A 7,544-nucleotide genomic window follows, 5' to 3' on the forward strand; every position below is an offset into this window, starting at 1 on the left:
GACCCCATCGCGCTGCCCTGCGTCGGCGACTGGGTCGCGCTCCGATGGCTGCACGAGGGGCGGTACGAGCTCGACGAGGTCCTGCCGCGGACGACCGCGTTCGTCAGGGGCGGCGTGAGCCGCGACTCGGTGGGCGGCCTGTCCGGCGACGGCCAGGGCCAGGTGCTTGCCGCGAACGTCGACCTCGTCTTCGTGGCCGAGCCGTCCATGCACTCCACGGACTTCGCCGACCTCGGCCGCATCGAGCGCCTCGTCGCGCTGGCCTGGGAGTCCGGCGGCACGCCCGTCGTGCTCGTCACCAAGTCCGACCTGTTCGAAAACGGCCTCGACCAGCTCCTCGACGACGTCCGGGTGGCCGCGCCCGGGGTCGACGTGCACGCGGTCTCGTCCCTCCACGGGGACGGGGTGTCCCTGGTGGCCGACTACCTCGGCGGCTCCCGTACGGCCGTCATCCTCGGCCCGTCCGGCGCCGGCAAGTCCACCCTGGTCAACGCGCTCGCCGGCGACCACGTCATGGAGACCCAGCAGGTACGCGCCGCCGACGGGCGCGGCCGGCACACCACGGTGCACCGGGAGCTCATCACGCTGCCCGCGGGCGGACTGATCATCGACACGCCCGGGATCCGGCGCATCGGCCTCTACGACATCGGTGACGGGGTCGACCTGGTCTTCTCCGACATCGAGGCGCTGGCGTCGCAGTGCCGCTTCGGCGACTGCGGGCATTCCAGCGAGCCCGGGTGCGCGGTGCTGGCCGCCCTGGAGAGCGGGGAGCTGCCGGAGCGGCGGCTGGAGAGCTGGCGCAAGCTGCAGCGGGAGGCGGCGTGGATGGCCTCCCGCTCGGACGCGCGGCTGCGCAAGGAGCAGCAGAGCCGGTGGAAGTTCATCACCAAGGAAATGCGCCGCTCGGGCCGCAACCGCCCCTGACGCCCTCCGCGTGAGGACGGCCGTCGCGGCGGCGGGTGTGGCCGGTGGTGCACGTCGCCGGCCGCATCCGTCGCCGGGGCGAAGGGCGTCCGGCGGTAGGTGGCGGATGAAGAGGCGAGGAGCGCGTGTCAGCGGGTAGGCACAGGTCATGGAGCGCTTCCGAGACCGGACCGAGGCAGGGGAGTTGCTCGCCGAGCGGCTGACGGACGCGCACGACCCCGTCGTGCTCGCCCTGCCCCGCGGTGGCGTGGCGGTGGCCGAGCCCATCGCGCGCAGACTCGACACCCCGCTCGAGGTCCTCGTAACCAGGAAAATCGGCTATCCGCCCACCCCGGAGCTGGGCGTGGGAGCGATAGCCGAGGGCGGTGAACCGGTGTTCGACCACACGCTGCTGCGCCGCCTGGGCATGACGCCCGAGTCCGTCGCCGACGTGGTCGAGAGGGAGCGGCATGAGCTGGCCCGCAGGGTACACGCCTACCGCGGCGACCGCCCCCTGCCCCCGCTCGAGGGGCGAGAGGTGATCGTGGTCGACGACGGCCTGGCCACCGGCGGCACCGCACGGGCCGCGCTCAGGGCGGTACGCTCGGCCAAGCCCGCCAAGGTGACGTTGGCCGTGCCGGTCGGGGCCGGCGAGACCGTGAGCTCCCTGCGTCAGGAGGCGGACGAGGTGGTCGTGCTGCTTACGCCGGTCGATTTCAGGGCGGTCGGCCAGTGGTACGAACACTTCGACCAGCTCAGCGACGCCGACGTGCTCGAACTCATGAGCAAGGCGAGGGGATGAGAGAGGCGACGACGTCAGCCGGCGAGTATGGCCCAGACCAGCTTGCGGGCGCCGCCGGGAGACAGCCAGCCCCAGGCGGTGCAGAGTGCGTCCACGAGCCGCAGTCCCCGCCCGAACTCCGAGAACACGTCAGGCGCCGCCGCCACCGGCACCGTACGGCTGTGGTCGGTCACCACGCACGCCAGCTCGGCCTGATGCGACAGGAGCCGGAGCTGCGCGGCCCCGCCGCCGTGCCGCATCGCGTTGGTCACCAGCTCCGACACCACGAGCTGAGCGTCATAGGCCGGCCCCAGCACTCCCCACGCGGCCAGCGTCTGGTCGACGAACCGCCGGGCCGTCGCCACGCATGCCGGCTCCAGCGCGACACGCTGATGGAAGGGGAACACCGCGTCGCACTCCCATGTACGTCCCTCCACCAGGATGGAGGAGAGCCATACTGGTGGCCGGGAACCGATGACGGCTTGCGGCCGAGCGTCGAAAGTCGTCATTCTGGCCCCCGAAGCGCGGTCTGGTGATCCAATGCCCATCTTTACGGGGAGCGCTTTCCGATGCAAGACTTTTCGTCGTTTACGGATGCGAATCGCATCTGCACGTGCAGATGATCTAGGAGCGGTGCGGTGAGCGCAGAGCGCGCGGAGGGCAAACTGCTCAGCTATTCGCCGGGAAGCCCGACGGTGCTGCGGATCCTGCTCGGAACCCAGCTGCGCAGGCTCCGTACGGAGAAGGGTATCTCGCGCGAGGACGCCGGGTACTCGATTCGCGCATCTCACGCGAAGATCAGCCGCCTGGAGCTCGGCCAGGTCAGCTTCAAGCAGCGGGACGTGGCCGACCTGCTCACCCTGTACGGCGTCACCGACCCCGCCGAGCGGGAGCAGCTGCTCGCCCTGGCCAAGCAGGCCAACGCCCCAGGCTGGTGGCACAAGTACAGTGACGTGCTGCCGTCCTGGTTCGAGGTCTACATCGGCCTCGAGGGCGCGGCCTCCAGCATGCGCACGTACGAGAACCAGTTCATGCCCGGCCTGCTCCAGACGCCCGGCTACGCGAGGGCCGTGATCGAGCTGGCCCACGAGAAGGCCCCGAAGGCCGAGCTCGACCGGCGCGTGGCGGTCCGCACCACGCGGCAGAAGCGGCTGGAGAACGGGCTCACGGTCTGGGCCGTGATCGACGAGGCCGTCGTACGCCGCACGCTCGGCGGCCCCGAGATCATGCGCGCGCAGATCGCCCATCTCCTCGACCTCACGGCGGAGCGCAACGTCACCGTCCAGATCATGCCGTTCGACCGCGGCGGCCACGCGGCGGCGGGCGGGCCGTTCAGCATCCTGCGCTTCCCCGAGCCCGAGCTGCCCGACGTCGTCTACATGGAGCAGCTCACCAGCGCCCTCTACCTGGACAAGCCCGCCGACTCCGACCACTACATGGAGGTCATGGACCGGCTCAGCATCCAGGCCGAGGAGCCGAAGGAGACCAGGCGCTTCCTGGAACGCCTGATTTCCCGATGAGCTGCTGATTTCCGTGTGAGCCACTCCATATAGGGATTTTTGGTCGTCCGCTATATGGAGATCCACGCGTTACCGTATTGTCTCCTCGCAAACGCGGATGCACGTGCATCCGTAAGATCGCGAGGAGCTGCCCCCATGCACGAGTTCCGGAACGGAACGCCCGCCGGCCGCCTTCCCGTCGTCTGGCGCAAGAGCAAGCGGAGCAACCCCAACGGCAACTGCGTCGAAGTCGCGAACTTGCCCACGGGGGAGATAGCCATGCGTAACTCACGCTTTCCCGAAGGTCCCGCGCTGGTCTACACGCAGGCGGAGATCACCGCGTTCGTCCTCGGGGCCAAGGACGGCGAGTTCGACGACCTCATCGTCTGAGGCCCGCCTCGGGCGCGCGCGGCCCTGACCGCTACGGCCGCGGCGCGCTGTACCAGCGCCAGCGAGTCAGGCGAGGGCGACCGGGAAGCTCGGCGCGCCCGGTGGCCCACAGCAGGGCCGTCCACGGATCCGTGTCGCTTGGCGCGTCGGGGAACAGCCGGGTCAGCACCCGCGCGCACATGTCCGCCGGCGGAGCCCAGGCGAGATCGAGCCCCTCGGCCAGGTCGTGGGTGTGCACGAGCGTCTCCACGATGCCCATCGCGGCCGAGCCCTCCGCGTCGGCCGCGCCGAAGCCGTGGTGCCCGCGGACCTGCGGCGGCGCCGTGCGTACCATCGCGACGTGCAGCGCGCCGCACGCCTCCAGCACCTGCAGCAGCCCGGCCGGCCCGGCCTCGCGGTCGGCGTGGATGGTGTTGGCGGGGCCCTCCGGCCTGCGGCGCTCCAGGATGAACGGGACGAAGGTGTCCAGCGGTGGCGTCCTGAGACCGAGCTGGGCGGCGTAGGCGAACAGGTCGTCGGCGAGGTGCTCGACCGTCTCCCAGCAGGTCCATTCGAGCGATCCCGCCTTGCCGTCCCAGGCGCTCTCGGGCGCCTCCCGCAGGGTGGCGACGGCCAGCCGTACGGCCTCGTCGAGGTCGTCGGCGGTCACGGGCGACGGCGTGGCTTCGGGCATGCCCGGCACTCTACCGGCGGCCGAGTGCCATGAAAGACCCGCGCCACGGTACTGGACAGTCCCACACTCTGGACCCCGTCTTGGACATACGGGACGGCCCGAGTATCTTCTTAGGTATGCCAGCGGACCCCATGCTCGTCGGTCGACGCCACGTCGACCTCCAGCGTGTCCGCAGTGCCATCTGTTGCGACGCCCGCATGTAACCCCAGCTTTTTTCTACCGCTGAGCGCGTCGCAATCCTCCTCTTCACCCCTGCCCTCGATGATGAGGCAGGAGGAAAACATGCGCGCGCCCATGAACCGAAGGACGCGCAATGAGCACGCCTGCCAGCCGCACTCCTGCCAGCCGGCACCACAAGCGCCCGCGCGGCGAAGGCCAGTGGGCTCTCGGTTACCGTGAGCCGCTCAACAAGAACGAAGAGAACAAGAAGAACGACGACGGCCTCAACGTCCGCCAGCGGATCATCGACATCTACTCCAAGCGGGGCTTCGACTCGATCGACCCGGCCGACCTGCGTGGCCGCATGCGCTGGTACGGCCTCTACACCCAGCGCAAGCCCGGCATCGACGGCGGCAAGACCGCCATCCTGGAGCCGGAGGAGCTCGACGACCGCTACTTCATGCTGCGCGTGCGCATCGACGGCGGCCAGCTCGACCTCGCCCAGCTGCGCACGATCGCGGACATCTCCAACGAGTACGGCCGCGGCACCGCCGACCTGACCGACCGCCAGAACATCCAGCTGCACTGGATCGAGATCGAGTCGGTGCCGGACATCTGGGAGCGCCTGGAGGCCGTCGGCCTGTCCACCACCGAGGCGTGCGGCGACACCCCGCGCGTCATCCTGGGCTGCCCGCTGGCCGGGATCGACGCCGACGAGGTGCTCGACCCGACCCCGCAGATCCGCGAGGTCATGGACCGGATCGTGGGCAACCCGGCGTACTCCAACCTGCCGAGGAAGTTCAAGTCGGCGCTGAGCGGCTGCCCGGCGCACTGCACGGTGCACGAGATCAACGACGTGGCGTTCGTCGGTGTGGTGAACGAGCAGGGCGAGGCCGGCTACGACCTGTGGGTCGGCGGCGGCCTGTCGACGAACCCGATGCTGGGCAAGCGGCTCGGCGTGTTCGTCCGGCCCGACCAGGCGACCGACGTCTACGAGGGCGTCGTCGGGATCTTCCGTGACTACGGCTACCGGCGGCTGCGGCACCGGGCCCGCATCAAGTTCCTGGTCAACGACTGGGGAATCGAAAAGTTCCGCGAAGTTCTCGAACAGGAATACCTCAAGGAGCCGCTGCCCGACGGGCCCGCCCCCGAGCAGCCGCGCGGCAGCCGCCGCGACCACGTCGGCGTCTTCCCGCAGAAGGACGGCAACTTCTACGTCGGCTTCGCGCCCAAGGTGGGCCGGCTCGACGGCGACAAGCTGCACGTGATCGCCGACATCGCCGAGCGGCACGGCTCCGGCCGGGTCCGCACGACGGTCGAGCAGAAGATGGTCGTCCTCGACGTCGCGCCCGGCCAGGTCGACTCGATCGTGGCCGAGCTGGAGGCCAACGACCTGCAGGTCAAGCCGTCCACGTTCCGCCGCCAGACGATGGCCTGCACCGGCATCGAGTACTGCAAGCTGGCCATCGTCGAGACCAAGGCCACGGCCGCCGACCTGATCGACGAGCTGGAGCGGCGGCTCCCGGCGTTCGACGAGCCGCTGACCATCAACGTCAACGGCTGCCCCAATTCCTGCGCCCGCATCCAGGTCGCCGACATCGGCCTGAAGGGCCAGCTCGTGGTGGACGAGAACGGCGACCAGGTAGAGGGCTTCCAGGTTCACCTGGGCGGCTCCCTCGGGGTCAACCCCGGTTTCGGACGCAAGGTCCGCGGCCTCAAGACCACCGCCAAGGCGCTGCCGGACTACGTGGAGCGCGTCGTGCGCAACTACGACACCCAGAAGAAGGAAGGCGAGTCCTTCGCCGACTGGGTGCAGCGCGCCGACGAGGCGGACCTCAAATGAGCGAGCGAGCGGTCCCGTTCCACTGCCCCTACTGCGGCGACGAGGACCTCGAGCCTTATGAGGGGGACGGCAGCTGGTACTGCCGCGCCTGCGCTCGCGCCTTCAAGCTCAAGTTTCTTGGAATCGGAGTGAAGATATGACGCTGGTGGACATCGAGGTCGGTCTCAAACAGCAGCGCGGCACGCTTGACCTGCAGGACATCGTCGAGTCCGCCGCGACCTTCCTGGAGGGCGCCCCCGCCCGCGAGATCATCCGCTGGGCGGCGGCGACGTTCGGCGACCGGCTGTGCCTGACCTCCTCGATGAGCGACGCCCTTCTGATCGACCTGGTGAGCAGGGTCAAGCCCGGCGTGGACGTGCTGTTCATCGACACCGGCTACCACTTCGCCGAGACGATCGGCACGCGTGACGCGGTGCGCCAGGTCTATGACGTCAACGTGATCGACATCAAGCCGTCGCGGACGGTCGAGGAGCAGGATCGCGACCTCGGCCCGCGCCTGTTCGGCCGCAATCCCGACCTGTGCTGCTACCTGCGCAAGGTGGAGCCGCTCAACCGGGCGCTGGAGCCGTACCTGGCGTGGATCTCCGGCATCCGCCGCGACGAGTCGCCCAGCCGCGCGGACTCCAAGGTCGTCGAGTGGGACGCCAAGCGGCAGATGGTCAAGGTCAACCCGATCGCGGCCTGGACCCAGGAGGACGTCGACAACTACATCGCCGACAACGGGGTGCTGATCAACCCGTTGCACTACGACAACTACCCCTCGATCGGCTGCGCGCCGTGCACGCGGCAGGTCGCGGAGGGCGAGGATCCGCGCAGCGGACGCTGGGCGGGCCTGGGGAAGGTCGAATGCGGCATTCACCTGTGATCCCCAGCAGGGGACCTGTCCCGTTGGCAGGCGGGACGGCCCCCGGCCGCGTGCCACTGGTGGCGGTGGCGCACGGGTCGCGAGATCCGCGTGCCGCCGCCACCGTGGCCGCGCTGCTCGACCGGGTGCGCCAGGCACGCCCTGAGGTGCCCGTACGGGTGGCGTACCTCGACCATTGCACCCCGGCACTGGGGCAGGCCCTGAACGGCCTGCAGGAGGCGGTCGTGCTGCCTCTGCTGCTCACGGAGGCCTACCACAGCCGGGTGGACCTGCCGGCGGCGCTGAACGAGGTCAGGGCGCGCGAGCCGCGCCTGCGTGTGCACTACGGCGCCACGCTGGGGCCCCACCCGCTGCTGCTGACAGCGCTGGAGCGGCGACCGCCTCGGCGGGGGAGGGGGCTGCGGCCGAGGCATAGGCGGCGGACACCGTCC

11 protein-coding genes are annotated in these 7,544 nt (G+C 69.9%); 9 read left to right on the forward strand and 2 right to left on the reverse strand.

Annotated features, from left to right (window positions below; genetic code table 11):
* On the forward strand, positions 1–924 hold a 924-nt coding region (rsgA, locus tag AB0J09_RS49740), incomplete at its 5' end, for a ribosome small subunit-dependent GTPase A (RefSeq protein WP_360708040.1).
* A gap of 148 nt (positions 925–1,072) precedes the next feature.
* Positions 1,073–1,705, forward strand: a complete 633-nt coding sequence (locus tag AB0J09_RS49745) for a phosphoribosyltransferase (protein WP_360708043.1) — start codon at positions 1,073–1,075, stop codon at positions 1,703–1,705.
* A 14-nt stretch (positions 1,706–1,719) separates the two neighbouring features.
* On the opposite strand, the gene AB0J09_RS49750 is transcribed toward AB0J09_RS49745, so the two are convergent.
* Positions 1,720–2,121 carry an ATP-binding protein gene (locus AB0J09_RS49750; RefSeq protein ID WP_360708046.1) on the reverse strand — a complete coding sequence of 134 codons (402 nt, stop codon included), beginning with the start codon at positions 2,119–2,121 and terminating at the stop codon, positions 1,720–1,722.
* 201 nt (positions 2,122–2,322) lie between these two features.
* Between AB0J09_RS49750 and AB0J09_RS49755 the strand changes: the two genes are divergently transcribed.
* Complete coding sequence (locus AB0J09_RS49755) at positions 2,323–3,204, forward strand: helix-turn-helix transcriptional regulator (protein WP_360708049.1); 882 nt, start codon at positions 2,323–2,325, stop codon at positions 3,202–3,204.
* 135 nt (positions 3,205–3,339) lie between these two features.
* On the forward strand, positions 3,340–3,573 hold the full coding sequence (locus tag AB0J09_RS49760) for a DUF397 domain-containing protein (RefSeq protein ID WP_127935054.1): 234 nt from the start codon (positions 3,340–3,342) through the stop codon (positions 3,571–3,573).
* A 31-nt stretch (positions 3,574–3,604) separates the two neighbouring features.
* Here the strand turns inward: AB0J09_RS49760 and AB0J09_RS49765 are convergent, their stop codons facing one another.
* On the reverse strand, positions 3,605–4,246 hold the full coding sequence (locus AB0J09_RS49765; RefSeq protein ID WP_360708052.1) for a hypothetical protein: 642 nt from the start codon (positions 4,244–4,246) through the stop codon (positions 3,605–3,607).
* A 131-nt stretch (positions 4,247–4,377) separates the two neighbouring features.
* Between AB0J09_RS49765 and AB0J09_RS49770 the strand changes: the two genes are divergently transcribed.
* From AB0J09_RS49770 to AB0J09_RS49790, 5 genes are all read left to right on the forward strand, one after another.
* Positions 4,378–4,449, forward strand: a complete 72-nt coding sequence (locus tag AB0J09_RS49770; protein WP_360708066.1) for a putative leader peptide — start codon at positions 4,378–4,380, stop codon at positions 4,447–4,449.
* Positions 4,450–4,559: 110 nt separating this feature from the next.
* Positions 4,560–6,248, forward strand: coding sequence for a nitrite/sulfite reductase (locus AB0J09_RS49775; protein ID WP_360708055.1), 1,689 nt, complete (start codon positions 4,560–4,562; stop codon positions 6,246–6,248).
* A complete protein-coding gene (locus AB0J09_RS49780; RefSeq protein WP_360708058.1) occupies positions 6,245–6,388 on the forward strand; it encodes an Insertion element protein in 144 nt (47 codons plus the stop codon). The genes AB0J09_RS49775 and AB0J09_RS49780 overlap by 4 nt, the downstream gene beginning before the upstream one ends.
* Complete coding sequence (locus AB0J09_RS49785) at positions 6,385–7,113, forward strand: phosphoadenylyl-sulfate reductase (RefSeq protein ID WP_360708060.1); 729 nt, start codon at positions 6,385–6,387, stop codon at positions 7,111–7,113. Before AB0J09_RS49780 ends, AB0J09_RS49785 begins: the two co-directional genes overlap by 4 nt.
* 23 nt (positions 7,114–7,136) lie before the next feature.
* The coding region (locus AB0J09_RS49790) for a CbiX/SirB N-terminal domain-containing protein (RefSeq protein ID WP_360708063.1) at positions 7,137–7,544 on the forward strand (408 nt) is incomplete at its 3' end.

Origin of the sequence: Nonomuraea sp. NPDC049784 (genome assembly GCF_040659615.1) — a bacterium.
GTDB lineage: Bacteria > Actinomycetota > Actinomycetes > Streptosporangiales > Streptosporangiaceae > Nonomuraea.